Annotated in this window: 14 protein-coding genes and 4 tRNA genes; 5 read left to right on the top strand and 13 right to left on the bottom strand. The window is 74.2% G+C overall.

Translation table 11 applies throughout. The annotated features are described in order from the left end of the window. The 3 genes from ACYVI6_RS03750 to ACYVI6_RS03740 form a co-directional block, all read right to left on the bottom strand. A partial coding sequence (locus ACYVI6_RS03750) for an MOSC N-terminal beta barrel domain-containing protein (protein ID WP_460445081.1) occupies positions 1-233 on the bottom strand: 233 nt, incomplete at its 3' end. Between the two features lie 72 nt (positions 234-305). Beyond that, positions 306-377, bottom strand: a tRNA-Val gene (locus ACYVI6_RS03745). A 69-nt stretch (positions 378-446) separates the two neighbouring features. Beyond that, the gene (locus ACYVI6_RS03740; protein ID WP_284287245.1) at positions 447-938 is read right to left on the bottom strand and encodes a PGPGW domain-containing protein; all 492 of its coding nucleotides are present in this window, start codon (positions 936-938) and stop codon (positions 447-449) included. Positions 939-1,151: 213 nt separating this feature from the next. Between ACYVI6_RS03740 and ACYVI6_RS03735 the strand changes: the two genes are divergently transcribed. After that, the gene (locus ACYVI6_RS03735) at positions 1,152-1,676 is read left to right on the top strand and encodes an SsgA family sporulation/cell division regulator (protein WP_460445080.1); all 525 of its coding nucleotides are present in this window, start codon (positions 1,152-1,154) and stop codon (positions 1,674-1,676) included. Between the two features lie 21 nt (positions 1,677-1,697). Here ACYVI6_RS03735 and ACYVI6_RS03730 read toward each other — a convergent pair whose 3' ends face one another. From ACYVI6_RS03730 to ACYVI6_RS03695, 8 genes are all read right to left on the bottom strand, one after another. Continuing rightward, positions 1,698-2,537, bottom strand: a complete 840-nt coding sequence (locus tag ACYVI6_RS03730) for an aminotransferase class IV (RefSeq protein ID WP_460445089.1) — start codon at positions 2,535-2,537, stop codon at positions 1,698-1,700. A gap of 5 nt (positions 2,538-2,542) precedes the next feature. Next, on the bottom strand, positions 2,543-3,574 hold the full coding sequence (locus ACYVI6_RS03725; RefSeq protein WP_460445079.1) for a chorismate-binding protein: 1,032 nt from the start codon (positions 3,572-3,574) through the stop codon (positions 2,543-2,545). Between the two features lies 1 nt (position 3,575). After that, positions 3,576-4,064, bottom strand: coding sequence for a GNAT family N-acetyltransferase (locus ACYVI6_RS03720; protein WP_460445078.1), 489 nt, complete (start codon positions 4,062-4,064; stop codon positions 3,576-3,578). Between the two features lie 88 nt (positions 4,065-4,152). Further along, a tRNA-Val gene (locus ACYVI6_RS03715) sits at positions 4,153-4,227 on the bottom strand. Position 4,228: 1 nt separating this feature from the next. Next, positions 4,229-4,299 (bottom strand) — tRNA-Cys (locus tag ACYVI6_RS03710). Positions 4,300-4,320: 21 nt separating this feature from the next. Continuing rightward, a tRNA-Gly gene (locus ACYVI6_RS03705) sits at positions 4,321-4,393 on the bottom strand. A gap of 136 nt (positions 4,394-4,529) precedes the next feature. Next, positions 4,530-5,642: a ribosome small subunit-dependent GTPase A gene (gene rsgA, locus ACYVI6_RS03700; RefSeq protein ID WP_460445077.1), complete on the bottom strand. Its 1,113-nt coding sequence runs from the start codon at positions 5,640-5,642 to the stop codon at positions 4,530-4,532. Positions 5,643-5,859: 217 nt separating this feature from the next. Next, on the bottom strand, positions 5,860-6,870 hold the full coding sequence (locus tag ACYVI6_RS03695; protein WP_460445076.1) for a YihY/virulence factor BrkB family protein: 1,011 nt from the start codon (positions 6,868-6,870) through the stop codon (positions 5,860-5,862). A 223-nt stretch (positions 6,871-7,093) separates the two neighbouring features. Here ACYVI6_RS03695 and glgX point away from each other — a divergent pair, with 223 nt between their 5' ends. The 4 genes from glgX (at position 7,094) to ACYVI6_RS03675 (ending at position 14,056) form a co-directional block, all read left to right on the top strand. Continuing rightward, entirely contained in the window at positions 7,094-9,229 is a 2,136-nt protein-coding gene (gene glgX, locus ACYVI6_RS03690) for a glycogen debranching protein GlgX (RefSeq protein ID WP_460445075.1), read from the top strand. Continuing rightward, positions 9,226-11,727, top strand: coding sequence for a malto-oligosyltrehalose synthase (gene treY / locus ACYVI6_RS03685; protein ID WP_460445074.1), 2,502 nt, complete (start codon positions 9,226-9,228; stop codon positions 11,725-11,727). The genes glgX and treY overlap by 4 nt, the downstream gene beginning before the upstream one ends. A 123-nt stretch (positions 11,728-11,850) precedes the next feature. Further along, positions 11,851-13,620, top strand: coding sequence for a malto-oligosyltrehalose trehalohydrolase (treZ, locus tag ACYVI6_RS03680; RefSeq protein WP_460445073.1), 1,770 nt, complete (start codon positions 11,851-11,853; stop codon positions 13,618-13,620). A gap of 70 nt (positions 13,621-13,690) precedes the next feature. Next, positions 13,691-14,056, top strand: coding sequence for an RNA-binding protein (locus tag ACYVI6_RS03675; RefSeq protein ID WP_460445072.1), 366 nt, complete (start codon positions 13,691-13,693; stop codon positions 14,054-14,056). A gap of 25 nt (positions 14,057-14,081) precedes the next feature. Here ACYVI6_RS03675 and ACYVI6_RS03670 read toward each other — a convergent pair whose 3' ends face one another. Together ACYVI6_RS03670 and zapE are read right to left on the bottom strand one after the other, a co-directional pair. Further along, positions 14,082-14,534 carry a hypothetical protein gene (locus ACYVI6_RS03670; RefSeq protein WP_460445071.1) on the bottom strand — a complete coding sequence of 151 codons (453 nt, stop codon included), beginning with the start codon at positions 14,532-14,534 and terminating at the stop codon, positions 14,082-14,084. A gap of 97 nt (positions 14,535-14,631) precedes the next feature. Continuing rightward, a complete protein-coding gene (gene zapE / locus ACYVI6_RS03665) occupies positions 14,632-15,648 on the bottom strand; it encodes a cell division protein ZapE (RefSeq protein ID WP_460445070.1) in 1,017 nt (338 codons plus the stop codon). Between the last annotated feature and the right edge of the window lie 11 nt (positions 15,649-15,659).

Genomic DNA, 15,659 nt, shown 5'->3' with positions numbered 1-15,659 from the left:
CCGGGCAGCAGCAGCGCGGGCGGACGGCCGGCGACCGGCGGGTCGGCGCGCACGTCGGCCAGACCCGGCACGTCGAGGGCGCCCAGCACCCGGCCGTCGGCCGCCCGGACGGCGAACGCCCGGTCGTGCTCGAGGCCTCCGGTGCCCACCGACACGACGTCCACCGGGCGGGCGTCCATCGACTTCACCGGGTAGCTGCGCAGCTCGGCGACGACGCCGACGGCGGTGCTCATGGCGGCGACCCTACGGCCGCCCGGCCCGGGACACAGATCGACCCCGGTCAGCAGACCGGGGTCGTGAGGCGGTGGGCGATACTGGGTTCGAACCAGTGACTTCCTCGGTGTGAACGAGGCGCTCTACCACTGAGCTAATCGCCCGCGACGCCCCCGCAGGAGCGCGACGCACACCCTACCGGACGACGCGCGCGCCGCCGAACACCGCTCGGCTCAGTCGAGCCCGGGCACCCGGACGAGCGCGTTGCTCACCTGGTCGGGCAGCCAGCCCGGCACGCCGAGCGACAGCAGGTAGAGGTAGATCGCACCCACGACGAGCAGCACGGTGACGACGACGCTGAGCCGCTGGAACCAGACCGGCTTGGCCTGCATCCAGTCGCGGCCGCGGCGCAGCCGGTCCTTCACCCACTCCAGCAGCCGGTGCGCCCACTCGAACTCGCTGGCCAGCACGGCGAGCCCGACCAGCGCGAGCGGGATGCCGCCCGGACCGGGCAGCCAGCCGGTCGCGCCGGCGAGCAGGATGAGGAAGACACCGACGAAGCCGACGGCGAAGCGGTAGACCTTGCGCGTCGCGGGGTTCGCCTTGACCCGCGCCCGCCACCTCCAGCGGTCCGGCTCGCCGTCGGGCCCGGTGGCCGCCGGGCGGTCCGCCGGGTCGGTGGCGACGGCGGTGGTCCTGCCGTCTCCGGTGCCTTGGCTCGACATGCCCCCAGGCTACGTCTCGGGCCGCCGGGCCACCTCCGGATCCACCCCGACCCGACCCTGATGTCGACACCTGGGTCCCGCACCCGAGGGCAGACCGGGACACACCGGACGACTTCCGGGAGATCGAGGCCGCAGAGGTTTAGGCCCCGCACCGGACGGGCACCTTCTCGTCGACCGCCCCACCGGCGCAGTGCCATCGCCAGGAGGACCACCATGCTCGACCAGCACCCCGAGGCCGTCGTGCACGACGTGCCGCTGCGGCTCGTCGCCCCCGGCGACACGCTGCTGCTGACCGCGACGCTGCGCTACGAGGCCAGCGACCCGTACGCGGTCGAGGCGACGTTCCGGGCGGGCGACGAGGCGATCTCCTGGGTGCTGGGTCGCGACCTGCTGCGCGACGGCCTGGAGGCCGAGAGCGGCGAGGGCGACGTGCACGTGTGGCCCACCGACGAGGACGCCGACCCGCTCGACGACGAGGACGGCGCCGACGTGGTCGCGCTGAGCTCGGTCCGCGGCCGCACCGACGACGTGGACGACGAGGGCTCCCTCGGCGGGGTCACCGGCCTCGACGAGCCGGGCGTCATGATCGAGCTCTGCTCCCCCGACGGCCGTGCCCTGCTGGCCGCCGCGGCGAGCGACGTGCGGCACTTCCTCAGCAGCAGCTACGCGGCCGTGCCGGCCGGCGAGGAGCACCTGCACCTCGACGTCGACCACGCGATCGAGCGCCTGCTCGCCTGAGCCCGGCGCACGCCCCGACCGTCAGGGGTCGAGCCGGTCGGCGGCGCGGCGGGCGAACAGGTCGGCGAGCCGTCGACCCACCGGGCCCGGGGCGGCGAGCGCCCGGCCGTCGACGGCGTGCACGGGCTGCACGTCACGGGTGCTCGACAGCAGGAGCACCTCGTCGGCCGCGGCGAGGTCCTCGGCGGTCAGCACCGCCTCCTGCACGGCGTCCGCACCCTCCTCGGCCGCCCACTCGAGCAGCAGCTCGCGGGTGATGCCGGCGAGGCAGCCCGAGTCGAGGCCCGGCGTGCGGGCCACCCCGTCGTGCACGAGCACGACGTTCGACCCGGTGCCCTCGCACAGCTCGTCTCGGGTGTTCAGCAGCAGCGCCTCGGAGGCGCCCTGCTCGGCCGCGCGCGCGAGCGCCACCGCGTTCTCGGCGTACGACGTGGTCTTCAGCCCGGCGACCGCGCTGCGCTCGTTGCGCCGCCAGGGCACGACGTGCACCGCCGCGGTGGCCTGCGGGAGCGCGGCCTCCTGGGCGTGCACCACCACGGTCGGCGGGGTGTCGCCGCGACCGGACCCCAGCGGCCCCGGCCCGCTCGTGACCGTGATCCGCAGGCGACCGAACGGCAACGGGTCGCCGGCGCCCAGCACGGCGTCGATCCCGTCCCGCACGAGCGCGTCGTCCGGTGCGGTGATGCCGAGGCCGTGCGCGGAGCGGGCGAGCCGGGCCAGGTGGCGGGTGAGCGCGAACGGCCGACCCTGCACCACCTTGAGGGTCTCGAACACGCCGTCGCCGACGGTCACGCCGTGGTCGTCGGCGCGCACGGCGGCGTCGCCCGGAGCCACGAGCCGGCCGTCCACCCACGTCACGATCGTCGTCACGGCGGCAGTGTCGCAGAGGCCAGCGACACCAGCCGTCGCGCCTTCAGCTCGGTCTCGTCCCACTCCCCCTCCGGGTCCGAGCCCCAGGTGATGCCGGCGCCCGTGCCGAAGTGCAGCCGGCGGCCGGCGCCGGCGCCCGACGTCCAGAACGAGCGGATGCCGACCGCCAGCTCGGCCGTGCCGCGATCGGCGTCGACCCACCCGACCGCCCCGCAGTACGGCCCGCGCGGCACCGGTTCGAGATCGGCGATCGCCTGCAGCGCCGTCGACTTCGGGGCGCCGGTCACCGACGCCGGCGGCAGCGTGGCCTCGAGCAGCCCGCGCCACGAGGTGCCCGCACGCAACCGGCCCCGCACCCGCGAGACGAGGTGCACCAGGCCCGGGTGGTGCTCGGGTCGCAGCAGGTCGACGACCTCGACGCTGCCCGGGTCGCAGACGGCGTGCAGGTCGTGACGGGCCAGGTCGACGATCATCACGTTCTCGTCGACGTCCTTGGGCAGCAGCGCCTCGACGCTGGTGGCGGTGCCCTTGATCGGCCCGGTCAGCACCACGTCGCCGTCGCGGCGCAGGAACAGCTCGGGCGACGCGCACACGACCTCGACGCCGGGCAGCCGCACGAGGCCCTGGTGCGGCGCGGGGTGCCGGGCCTGCAGCCGCGCGGCCAGCGCCACGACGTCCGCGTCCCCGGGCAGCGGGTGCGTCAGCACGCGGCACGCGTTCACCTGGTAGACCTCGCCCCGCCCGATCCGCGTCCGCACCTCCTGGACGGCGGCGACGTACGCGTCGTGGTCGAGCGAGCTCTCCCACGCGCCGGCGAGGTCGGGCCAGGCGGCGGACGGCGGAGGCAGCGGCGCCGGGCGGACGTCGGCGAAGCGCGCGGCCGTGACGGCGCCCTCGTAGTCGACGACGACCCCCCACCAGCCGCCCTCGTCGAGCCCCGCGAACGCGTCGGGTCCGCGGCGCACCTCGAGCAGGCCGGTGGCGAGGTGGCCGCCGAACCAGGCCAGCTCGTCGTCGGGGCCGGGCACGTCAGCCGTCGAGCGCCTTCGTCATGGTGATCGAGCTCTCGGCGAACCCCGCCGAGGTGTAGAGCCGTCGGGCCACCGCGTTGCCGCCGAACACGTTGAGCCGCAACGACGTCTGTCCCCACGCTCGGCTCTCCGCCTCGGCCGCCGCCAGCAGCCGGCGTCCCCACCCCTGCCCGCGGCGGGCGGCGTCGACCTCGATGTCGTACACCCAGGCGTGCTCGTCGGCGGTACCCGTCTCGCGCCGGGCCAGCCACAGCACGCCGACCCGCTCGCCGTCGTCGTCCTCGGCCACCCAGACCCGGTGCTCCGGCCCGAACCGCCCCTCGGGCGCGAGCTCCTCGGTGCTGGCGCGGGCGCGCTCGCGAGCGACCTCGAGGGTCAGGCCACCGTTGGTGTGCATGTCCTCGGCGTACTCGACCTCGATGCGCTGCACGTACTCGCGCACCTCGTCGTCGCTCATCGCCCGCAGGTGCACGCCGTCGTCCGCCACGCGGCGAGCGTAGGGCACCCGGCGCGCTCCGGCCCGGAACCACGAAGAGCCCCGGCCGGCGTGCGGCTGGGGCTCTGCTGGGTCGTGCTGGTGGGCGATACTGGGTTCGAACCAGTGACCTCTTCCGTGTCAAGGAAGCGCGCTACCACTGCGCCAATCGCCCGAGGTGGAGACGGGATTCGAACCCGTGTACACGGCTTTGCAGGCCGTTGCCTCGCCTCTCGGCCACTCCACCGTGAGGCGTCTGCGGCCTCCGAGCGGACGACGGGATTCGAACCCGCGACCCTCACCTTGGCAAGGTGATGCTCTACCAGCTGAGCCACGTCCGCGTGCTCCGAGCTCTGCTCGGCGCGCTCCGAAACACTAGCCGATGCCCGGCGCGGAAGTCGAACCGGTACCCCCGGCGGGTCGCGGCCGCCCCCTGCGCGGCCGCGACCGACCCCGTCCGGGGGTGGTCGGACGGGGTCAGCGGGAGGGGCGGGCGCGGTTGCTCTTCGTGATCGCCTTCCAGTGCCGCAGCTGCTCCTGGCGCAGCCGCGCGTCGACCCGGCTGGCCTGCCACCGCGCCTCGCGCTGCAGCTTGCGCCAGCTCTCGAGGCGCCGCTCGGGCAGCTCGCCCGAGGCCACGGCCGCCTGCACCGCGCAGCCCGGCTCGCGGTCGTGCGAGCAGTCGGTGAACCGGCAGCCCGCGGCCAGGTCGTCGACGTCGGCGAACACCTCGGCCAGGCCGTCCTGGCCCTGCAGGCCGACCGACCGCAGCCCCGGCGTGTCGACGACGCAGCCACCCCCGGGCGCGAGGTGCAGCTCGCGGGTGACCGTGGTGTGCCGCCCCTTGTGCACGGCGCCGAGCTCCTGGGTGGCCATCACCTGCGTGCCCAGCAGCCCGTTCAGCAGCGTCGACTTGCCCACGCCGGAGGCACCGAGCAGCGCCACGGTGGCTCCCCCGGCGAGCACCTCGCGAAGCGCGTCGAGACCCGCCCCCTCGTGGGCGGCCGTGACGTCGACCGGACAGCCGGCGGCCACCTCGGCGCCGATGTCGGCGGCCAGCGCCTCGCCGTCCGGCGCGAGGTCGCCCTTGGTCAGCACGAGGCGAGGCATCGCGCCGCTGTCCCACGCGAGGGCGAGGAACCGCTCGATGCGACCGAGGTCGGGGTCGGGCACCAGGCCCTCGACGACGGCGACGACGTCGACGTTCGCGGCGAGCACCTGCCCGGACGACGTGCCGCCGACCTGGGCGCGGACGACGGCGGTGCGGCGCGGCAGCACGGCCTCGACGGTGTCGTGGCCGTCGGGCCACGGCTGCACGACGACCCAGTCGCCCGTGCTGGGGACGGCCAGCGGGTCGTGGGCGACGGCCGCGACGACGTCGGCGCCCCAGGTGGTGCGGCGAGGTCCGTCGTCGGCGAGCACGTCGCAGGCGCCGCGGTCGGTGCGGGTGACGCGGGCGAGCAGCCGGTCGTGGCCGGCGACGTCGACCGTCTCGACGTCGTCGAAGGCGGCGCGCCAGCGGTCGTCGACGCCGGCACGGGTCAACGGGCTGGTGGTGGGGGCAGGGTGGAGCGAGGGATCGAACGGCACGGTGGAGCCTTCCGGGCGGGCCGGTCGGCGAGCGGCGGTGCGCTCAGCGCGACGAGGCCTGGGTGCCCGCGGCAGTGGCCGCGAGGCAGGACGGGGCGGTGGGTCGGGTCACGGCTCGTCACCTCCGGCGGTCGTGGCGGCCCTGCTGGCCAGCCACGAGCAGCGTGCCACCTCGCCGGACGCCGGTCACCTGGTTTTCGCGGAGGCGACCCGGGGGTCAGTCGTCGCGGCTGCCGGGCAGCGCGGCGCTCTGCTCGCGCAGCGGCGTGACCGGCAGCGGCCCGCTGTCGGTTCGCCGCCGGCGCCGCTCGGTCGGGCGCGGGTCGCCCGGCCGGGGGTGCAGCTCGCGGATCGCGGCGTTGAACGCGGCGCCGATGAGCACCGCGAGGGCGAGGAAGTACAGCCAGATCAGCACGATGATCGAGGCGGCCAGCGGGCCGTAGATCGACGTGCCGCCCACCGACTGCGCGATCACGAAGCGCAGCACGACCGACGCCCCGACCCAGATCACGAAGGCCAGGGCGGCACCAGGCAGCTCGCGGCGCCAGGCGCTGCGGCGCGGCGTGGCCACGTGGTAGAGCGTGCCCAGGCTGGCCAGCACGAGCAGCGCCGCGATCGGCCAGTACAGGCCCACCAGCCAGTCGACGCGCCGCGGCAGGATCTGCCCGAGCAGGTTCGGGCCGAGCAGCACCAGCGGCAGCATCACCGCACCGACCAGCACCGCCGCGGTGTAGAGCCCGAACGACAGGGCCCGTGCGCGCACGATGCCTCGGATGCCGCCCTGGCCGTACATGATCGAGATGGTGTCGAGGAAGACGTTGAGCACCCGCGAGCCCGACCACAGCGACAGCACGAACGCGATCGAGATGACGTCGAAGCGGCCGCGGTTCAGCACCGCGCTGATGCTCTGGGTGATGGTGTCGACCACCGACGCCTGCCGGAAGACGTTCGTGGCGTAGTCGTGGATGGCGGTCTGCACCTGCACGACGGTGTCCTGGCCGATCGCCTGGCCCACGTAGCCGACGCCCGCGACCAGCCCGAGCAGCAGCGGCGGCAGCGACAGCAGGGCGAAGAAGCCCGCCTCGGACGCCAGCCCGGTCACCCGGTAGCGCAGGCAGATGCTGACCGTCTCCCGCAGCAGCGCCCACAGCGAGAGCAGCCGTCGGGATCGCCGCAGCGCGACCAGGCGAGGGAGGACGCCCGGCCGGCTCGTCGTCCCGGCGCTCACCCCGCCACGGTACGGGCACCGGCCCTCCCCACCCAGCCGACACGAGGTAGCGGGCCGCGCGGTCACGGTCGCCACGGCCCCCGGGCCTGTGGACGAACGGACGCGGCCCTGCCCGATGTGCGCCACAATCACTGGGTGCCGCCTCCGGGTGGGCACGTGACGACGCCGTCACCCCTGCACCGCGTCACCCGACGTCTCACGACCCACGACGGAAGAGCTCCTCTTGCAGATCTGGCCAGGCACGCCCTACCCGCTCGGCGCCACCTACGACGGCACCGGCGTGAACTTCGCGATCTTCTCCGAGGCCGCGGAGCGCATCGAGCTGTGCCTGATCGACGACGACGGCACCGAGCAGCGGCTCGACCTGCCCGAGGTCGACGGCTTCGTGTGGCACGCGTTCATCCCGGGCCTGCAGCCCGGCACCCGCTACGGCTACCGCGTGCACGGCCCCTACGACCCGGCCAACGGCCTGCGCTGCAACCCCGCCAAGCTGCTGCTCGACCCGTACGCCAAGGCGATCGACGGGCAGATCGACGGCGACGAGTCGCTCTTCTCCTACCGCTTCGCCGACGGCGGCGACGCACCCGGCAAGGGCCCGGCCAACACCGACGACAGCCTCGGCCACACGATGCTGTCGGTCGTCGTGAACCCGTTCTTCGACTGGGGCCAGGACCGTCCGCCGGCCCGCGAGTACCACGAGAGCGTCATCTACGAGGCGCACGTCAAGGGCCTCACCGAGCGGCACCCCGACGTGCCCGAGGAGATCCGGGGCACGTACGCCGGCATCGCGCACCCGGCGATCATCGAGCACCTCACCTCGCTCGGCGTGACGGCCATCGAGCTCATGCCGGTGCACCAGTTCGTGCAGGACCCGCACCTGCTGGCCAACGGCCTGTCGAACTACTGGGGCTACAACACCATCGGGTTCCTCGCGCCGCACAACGCCTACGCGGCGTACGGCACCCGCGGCCAGCAGGTCGCCGAGTTCAAGGGCATGGTCAAGGCGCTGCACGAAGCCGACATCGAGGTCATCCTCGACGTCGTCTACAACCACACCGCCGAGGGCAACCAGATGGGCCCGACCATCGCCTTCCGCGGCATCGACAACCGCGCGTACTACCGGCTGGTCGACGGCGACGAGGCGCACTACTACGACACCACGGGCACCGGCAACAGCCTGCTCATGCGGCACCCGCACGTGCTGCAGCTGATCATGGACTCGCTGCGCTACTGGGTCACCGAGATGCACGTCGACGGGTTCCGCTTCGACCTCGCCTCGTCGCTGGCCCGCCAGTTCCACGAGGTCGACCGCCTGTCGGCGTTCTTCGACCTGGTGCAGCAGGACCCGATCGTCAGCCAGGTGAAGCTCATCGCCGAGCCGTGGGACGTCGGCGACGGCGGGTACCAGGTGGGCAACTTCCCCCCGCTGTGGACGGAGTGGAACGGCAAGTACCGCGACACCGTGCGCGACTTCTGGCGCGGCGACAGCGCCACCCTCGGCGAGTTCGCGTCGCGCATCACCGGCTCGAGCGACCTCTACGAGCACTCCGGCCGCAAGCCCATCGCCTCGATCAACTTCGTGGTCGCCCACGACGGCTTCACCCTGCGCGACCTGGTGTCGTACAACGACAAGCACAACGACGCCAACGGCGAGGGCAACAACGACGGCGAGAGCCACAACCGCTCGTGGAACTGCGGCGTCGAGGGCGAGACCGACGACACCGAGATCAACGCGCTGCGGCTGCGGCAGCAGCGCAACCTGCTGACCACCCTGCTGCTGTCGCAGGGCGTGCCGATGATCGCCCACGGCGACGAGCTCGGGCGCACCCAGGGCGGCAACAACAACGTCTACTGCCAGGACAACGAGATCGCCTGGGTCGACTGGGACCTCGACGACGACCAGCAGATGCTGCTCGCGTTCACCCAGCGACTGGTGGCGCTGCGCAAGGAGCACCCGGTGTTCCGCCGTCGCCGGTTCTTCGCCGGCTCGGCCGACCACGGCGGCGAGAGCGAGCTGGGCGACATCGCCTGGTTCACGCCGGCCGGTGAGCACATGAGCGCCGAGGACTGGACCAACGGCTACGCCCGCTCGCTGGCGGTGTTCTGCAACGGCTCGGCGATCCCCGAGCCCGACCGCCGCGGTGCGCCCACCACCGACGACTCCTTCCTGGTGCTCTTCAACGGCCACCACGAGACGCTCGAGTTCCAGCTGCCCGACGTCCAGTACGGGCAGACGTGGCAGATCGTCCTCGACACCTCCGACGGCCTCGAGCCGCAGGGCGAGCTGAAGCCGCTGGCCACCCACGAGGTGCAGGCTCGCAGCGTCGTCGTGCTGCAGTGCGCGAAGGACGCCGAGTGAGCACCCCGCACCGCCCCGCCGACGGCCGACCGGTGCCCACGGGCACCTACCGGCTGCAGGTGCGGGCCGAGTTCGGCTTCGACGACGCCGCCGAGCAGGCCGGCTACCTGCGCGACCTCGGGGTCTCGCACGCCTACCTCTCCCCCGTGCTGCAGCCGGCCCCCGGGTCGGCGCACGGGTACGACGTGGTCGACCACAGCCGCCTGCACCCCGAGGCCGGTGGCGAGCCCGCCTTCCGCCGGCTGGTCGACGCGCTGCACGGTGCCGGTCTCGGCGCCGTCGTCGACGTCGTGCCGAACCACATGGCGGTGCCGACCCCCGCGTCGCTGAACCGCCAGCTCTGGTCGGTGCTGCGCGACGGGCCGCTGTCGCCGTACGCCCGCTGGTTCGACGTCGACTGGTCCGTCACCGACCACGCGATCCTCATGCCGGTGCTCGGCAGCCGCATCGGCCAGGTGCTCGACGCGGGTGAGCTGTCGCTGGCGCGCGACGGCGGCGTCGACGGCGACGAGCTGGTGCTGCGCTACTACGACCACGAGTTCCCGCTGCGGCCCGGCACCGAGGACCTGCCGATGGCCGAGCTCGTCGACCGCCAGTGGTACCGGCTGGCGCACTGGCGGGTCGCCGACGAGGAGCTGAACTACCGGCGCTTCTTCGACGTCGACACCCTGGCCGCGGTGCGCGTCGAGGACCCCGAGGTCTTCGAGGCGACGCACCGGCTGCTGCTCGACCTCGTCGCCGACGGCTCGCTCGACGGCCTGCGCATCGACCACCCCGACGGGCTCGCCGACCCGCGCGGCTACCTCGACCGGCTGGCCGACGCCACGAACGGCTCGTGGGTCGTCGTCGAGAAGATCCTCGAGGGGCACGAGCAGCTGCCCGCCGACTGGCGCTGCGCCGGCACCACCGGCTACGACACCCTCTGGCGGATCGGCGGCCAGTTCGTCGACCCCGCCGGCGGCGGCCCGCTGCAGGCGCTGCTCACCGAGCTGACCGGCGACGGCGACGGCATCGACACGGTCGTCGAGCAGGCCGAGCGCGAGGTCGTCGCGCAGGGGCAGTACGCCGAGGTGCACCGCCTCGTCGACCTGCTCGTCGAGATCTGCCGGTCCGACGTGCACCTGCGCGACCACACCCAGCGGGCGCTGCAGGACGCCGTCACCGAGCTGCTGGTCGCGATGGACCGGTACCGCGCCTACGTGGTGCCGGGCGAGCCGGCGCCGCAGGGGTCGGTCGAGGTGCTCGACGCCGCGGCCGACCGCGCGCGAGCGCACCTGCCCGAGCACGAGCACGACACGCTCGACGTCGTCCGCGACCTGGTGCTCGGGCGCGGCCCCGGCTCGGCGTCGGAGCCCTCGGACGGCTCGAGCGCGGCGGGCCGGCCGACGGCGGCGCACGCGCGCGACGAGCTGGTCGTCCGGTTCCAGCAGACCTGCGGTCCGGTCATGGCCAAGGGCATCGAGGACACCGCCTTCTACCGCTGGTTCCGGCTCACCGGGCTGAACGAGGTCGGTGGCGACCCCGGCCGCGTCGGCGTGGCCACCGAGGAGCTGCACGCCTTCGCCGGGCGCCTGCAGAAGACGTGGCCCACCACGATGACCACCCTCTCGACGCACGACACGAAGCGCTCGGAGGACGTGCGGGCGCGGCTGGCCGTGCTGTCCGAGCTGCCCACCGAGTGGGCCGGCTGGCTCCGCGAGGCGCGCGAGGCGGCGTCGGCGCACCGCGGCGTGCTGCTCGACCCGGGCACCGAGTACCTGCTGTGGCAGACGCTCGTGGGCACCTGGCCGATCACCGCCGAGCGGCTGCACGACTACGCGGAGAAGGCGATCCGCGAGGCGAAGACGCACACCACGTGGACCTCGCCCGACGAGGCCTACGAGGCGGCGGTGCACGGGTTCGTCGACGGCGTGCTCGGCGACGACGCGGTGACCGCCCGCATCGAGGAGTGGGTCGAGCAGACCGCGGCCCCCGCTCGTGCCGGTCTGCTGGGGCAGAAGCTGCTGCAGCTGGTGCTGCCCGGCGTGCCCGACGTCTACCAGGGCACCGAGCTCGTCGACCTGTCGCTCGTCGACCCCGACAACCGTCGTCCGGTCGACTACGCCGAGCGCCGGCGCCGGCTCGCGGCGCTCGACGCCGGCGAGGCCCCGGGCGACGTGCACGACGAGAAGCTTCTCGTCACCTCGCGGGCGCTGCGGCTGCGCCGCGACCACCCGGACTGGTTCGTGGGCGATGAGGCGGCGTACACGCCCGTCGCCACGACGACCGGCAACGCCGTCGCCGTCGGCCGCGGTGCGGGCGACCGGGTCGAGGTGGTCGCGGTGGTCACCCGGCTCGCGGTGTCGCTGGCGTCGTACGGCGGCTGGCGGGAGCACACGGTGTCGCTGCCGGAGGGCCGCTGGCGCGACGAGCTGACCGGCCGCGAGGTCGACGGCGGCCAGGTGCCGCTGCACGCGCTGCTCGGTGACCTGCCGGTCGCCCTCCTCGTGCGCGCCTGACCCGCGCAGGACGGGCGCGGCGGCCCGACCGCCGCGCCCGCCCGCACGCCCGTCGGGGTGGGTGTGACCTGCCTCATGCCCCCCGGCGCGACAACGACCGCCCCGCCTGATGAGGTTGCTCCCGTGCACTGCTACGCCGTCTGGGCCCCCGATGCCGAACACGTCGACCTCGAGCTCACCGAGCAGGCCGGCCCCCGCCGCCTGCCGATGCACCGCACCGAGGGCGGTTGGTGGCGGTGCGACGAGCCGCAGCCCGAGCACGGCGACGACTACGCGTTCGTCGTCGACGGCAGCGACCCCACCCCCGACCCGCGCTCCGCGTGGCAGCCGCACGGCGTCGACGGCGCGAGCCGGGTGTTCGACCCGAGCCGGCACACCTGGGGGGACGCCGGGTGGCGCGGCCCGCGCGCCGGCCGCGGTGCGCTCGGCGGCGTCGTCCACGAGCTGCACGTCGGCACCTTCACGCCGGAGGGCACCCTCGACGCCGCGATCGAGCGGCTGCCGCACCTGGTCGAGCTCGGCGTCGACGTCGTCGAGCTGATGCCGCTCGCCGCGTTCCCCGGCCGGTGGGGCTGGGGCTACGACGGGGTGCACCCCTACGCGGTGCACGACCCGTACGGCGGCCCCGAGGCGCTGCAGCGGTTCGTCGACGCGGCGCACGGGCTGGGCCTCGGCGTCTGCCTCGACGTCGTCTACAACCACCTCGGGCCGGCCGGCAACTACCTGTCGCGGTTCGGTCCGTACTTCACGGAGAAGCACCACACGCCGTGGGGCCAGGCCGTGAACCTCGACGACACCGGCAGCTCGGTGGTGCGCCGCTGGATCGTCGACAACGCGCTGCGCTGGTTCCGCGACTTCCACGTCGACGCGCTGCGGCTCGACGCGGTGCACGAGCTGCGCGACGACTCCCCCGTGCACCTGCTCGCCCAGCTGAGCGACGAGACGGCCGCGCTGTCGGACGCGCTCCACCGGCCGCTCACGCTCATCGCCGAGAGCGACCTGAACGACCCGGTCATGGTCGAGCCCACCTCCGCCGGCGGCCGCGGCATGAGCGCGCAGTGGAGCGACGACCTGCACCACGCGCTGCACGCCACCCTCACCGGTGAGCGCCAGGGCTACTACGACGACTTCGGGTCGCTGCCGGTGCTGGCCAAGACCCTCACGACGGTGTTCCGGCACGACGGCGGCTGGTCGACGTTCCGCGGCGCCGACTGGGGCGCGCCCGTCGACCCCGCCACCCACAGCGGGCACGCCTTCCTCGGCTACCTGCAGACCCACGACCAGGTGGGCAACCGGGCGGTCGGCGAGCGGATCAGCGCACTCCTGACCCCGGGCCAGCAGGCGATCGGCGCCGCGCTGTACCTGCTCTCGGCGTACACGCCGATGGTGTTCATGGGCGAGGAGTGGGGCGCCTCGACCCCGTGGCAGTACTTCACCGACTTCCCGGACGCCGAGCTCGGCCGGGCGGTCAGCGAGGGCCGCCGCAACGAGTTCGGCTCGCACGGCTGGTCGGCCGACGACGTACCCGACCCGCAGGACCACGCCACCCGCGACCGCTCGGTGCTCGACTGGTCCGAGCCGGCGCAGTCCGGCCACGCGCGGACGCTGCGCTGGTACCGCGACCTGATCGCGCTGCGCCGCGACCGCCCCGAGGCGTTCGACGGCGACCTGACCGCGGTGTCGGTGCGGCACGCGGGCGACGACCAGCCGCCGTGGCTGGTGCTGCGCAACCACGACCTGGCGGTGGCCTGCAACCTGTCGCCCGAGCCGCAGACCGTGCCGGTGCCGGGCGTCGACGAGCTGCTGCTCGCCTGGGACAGCAGCAGCACTGACGTCACCGCAGACGGGGTGCGCCTGCCCGGTTACGCGGTGGCGGTGCTCACCGCCCGTTGACCTCACCCGATCGGACGCCTCCCGGCCACTTCCGGCCCGGCGACCTGCGGACGGCCCGCGCCATGACGGTGTGCTGACCGACGAGCTGACCGACGACGAGCTGCGCGAGACCTTCGAGGCCGAGGGCGGCGTGTACGCCCTCGCACTGGTCGAGGACCCGGACGAGGAGGTCGCGACCGAGCTGAGCATCGGGTACGGCGACGTCGTGGCCCACCTGTTCGAGGACGCGGTCACGGCATCCGTGCCGATGCTGGCGGCACTGCCCGGCGTGGCTGGGGCGCATCACGAGGACCGCGAGGTGGTCCTCGTGCAGCTCGCCGGCGCGAGCCCGACCGCGGTGCAGGTCGCCCTCGACGCGTTCTGGCGAGAGCGGCTGGGCGACGTCGCCCCCGACGTGATCAGCACGTGGGACGACGCGGACGAGGACGAGGACTGACCCTCACCGAACCCGCCTGACGGGCTCAGGGGACGACGGCGGCGTACGCCACGAGCGCGAGCACGCCCAGGGGCAGCAGCCAGACGAGCGGTCGCCGGTGCAGCGGCTGACCGCCACGGGGCGCCGGGTGCGCGGTGACCACGAACGGGTCGCGGGGGCCGGGCGGCGGCAGCTCCCGCACGGCCATCAGGCGGTTCCAGTTGCACAGCAGCACGACCGGCACGAGGAGCACGGACGGGAAGCCCCACCAGCCGAGCAGCAGCGTGTGGGTCTGCGCGTCGAGCAGCTCGGCCCGGGCGCAGTCGGTGCACAGCAGGGCCTTGCGGCGCGACCACACCCAGACCATCACCAGGCTGGTGAGCCGGTGCGCGCGCACCGGCACGGCGCCCGCGTGCCCGCACGACCAGCACTCGTCGTGCACCGGACCGCGCAGCAGCGGTGGCTGCGGCGGTTCGTCGAGGTGCGGCGGGGACTGCACGTGAGGTGACCATTGCGTCATGGCAGGCAGCCTGGCGTCCGCCGGTGACGGTCCGCAAACGACTCACGCCGGCCTGTGGACAACCGGTGCGACCGGCCTACGACGCGGGTGCCGCCTCGCGAGCCAGCGCCGTCAGGCGCGACAGCGAGCGCAGGTACTTCTTGCGATACCCGCCCTGCAGCAGCTCGTCGGGGAACAGCCGGTCGAGGCGGTCGCCGCTGACGACCAGCGGCACGTCGAGGTCGTAGAGCCGGTCGGCGAGCACCACCAGGCGCAGCGCGACGTTCTGGTCGGCCACGGGGTGCAGGCCGGTGAGGGCGACGCCGGTGACGCCGTCGACCATCGCGCCGTACCGGCTGGGGTGCACCGCCGCCAGGTGGTCGCACAGCGCGTCGAGGTCGTCGAGCGTGGCGCCGGGCCGCTCGGCGGCCCAGGCGCGTGCGCTCTCGACCGCCACCGGCTCGGGTGGTGCGGGCAGGCCGCGGTGCCGGTAGTCGTCGCCGTCGACCCGCACGACGTCGAACCGCTCGGCGAGCCGCTGGATCTCGCGCAGGAAGTCGTCGGCGGCGAAGCGTCCCTCACCCAGCGCGCCGGGCAGCGTGTTCGACGTCGCGGCGAGCGCCACGCCGCGCTCGGCCAGTCGCGCGAGCAGCGTCGACATCAGCACCGTGTCGCCGGGGTCGTCGAGCTCGAACTCGTCGATGCACACGAGGGAGCAGTCACCCAGGGCGTCGACGGTCGGCTGGAAGCCGAGGGCGCCGACCAGGTTGGTGAAGGCGACGAACGTGCCGTACGCGCGCCGTCCCGGTGCGGCGAACCAGGTCGAGGCCAGCAGGTGGGTCTTGCCGACGCCGAACCCGCCGTCGAGGTACACGCCGCCAGCCGTCTGCGGGCGGCGCCGGCCGAGCAGCCTGCGCCGCGCCGGGCGACCGACGGACGCCGCGAACGCCTCGAGCCGCTCGACCGCCGCGGCCTGCGACGGCTGGGCCGGGTCGGGCCGGTAGGTGGCGAAGCGCACGGTGTCGAAGCGCGGCGGCGGCACCAGCTCGGCGACGAGCCGCTCGGGCGGCACCCGCGGGTCGCGTCCGGTCAGCGCCGGCGCCGCATCGCTCACCCGCGACACGG

The sequence above is a fragment of the Angustibacter aerolatus genome, assembly GCF_054776675.1.
The sequence above is the reverse complement of the archived record's forward strand: the minus strand, read 5'-3'. Positions and strand labels throughout refer to the sequence as shown.

Coding starts and splice junctions, on each gene's coding strand:
- ACYVI6_RS03740 (WP_284287245.1), bottom strand. CDS start 938: ATGTCGAGCCAAGGCACCGGAGACGGCAGGACCACCGCCGTCGCCACC.
- ACYVI6_RS03735 (WP_460445080.1), top strand. CDS start 1,152: ATGCTCGACCAGCACCCCGAGGCCGTCGTGCACGACGTGCCGCTGCGG.